This window comes from Alcanivorax sp. HI0044, assembly GCF_001634945.1.
The window spans coordinates 1-697 of record NZ_LWEZ01000616.1 but is presented as its reverse complement, the minus strand read 5'-3'; the positions used below and the strand labels follow the sequence as shown (position 1 = coordinate 697).

At 54.5% G+C, this 697-nt stretch carries 1 pseudogene; it reads left to right on the top strand.

What is annotated here, in order from left to right:
- Positions 1-159: 159 nt before the first annotated feature.
- A pseudogene (locus tag A3730_RS32570) lies at positions 160-697 on the top strand (transposase); the annotation flags it as partial.

Below are 697 nucleotides of genomic sequence, written 5' to 3'. Positions count from 1 at the left end.
GCGGAGCAGCGACCGAGAGTCGGCCCGTAGGGTGAGCGTAGCGAATAACGTCCCTTGCGGCGCGATACGACACTTTCACGCTTGGGCTATAGTGTAGTGGTCTAATGAATCCGGACACCAACATAGGTGGTAAAGTTACCACCTTAATCGAGGTGCCAGATGACCAGAAAACGACGTTCCTTTACTCCTGAGTTCAAGCAGGAAGCCGCCAGCTTGGTGTTGGATCAAGGCTACACTGTTTCCCAAGCCAGCACATCGCTTGGTGTAGTTGAGAGCGCGCTGCGGCGCTGGGTCAAGCAGCTTGAGGCGGAACGTCAAGGTGTTACCCCCAAAGGCAAGGCTCTTACCCCGGAGCAGCGCCGGATACAGGAGCTTGAGGCTCGGTGTGAGCGCCAGGAACGGGAGAAGAACATTCTAAAAAAGGCTACTGCTCTCTTGATGTCGGACGACTGGAATCGTACGCGCTGATTGACCAGTTAAGTGAGCGGGAGCCTGTGGAATTGGTCTGTTCAGCGTTTAATGTGCATCGTTCCTGTTACTACGAACATCGTAAGCGGTGCCGTCGTATTGATGTGGAGAGGGTGGCCTTGAAAGCCAAAGTGAACCGCTTGTTCAATCAGAGTCGCAGTTCGGCGGGAAGCCGTACGATACAAGGGCTCCTCAATGAGCAGGGGGAGGAAATTGGCCGTTTCAAGGT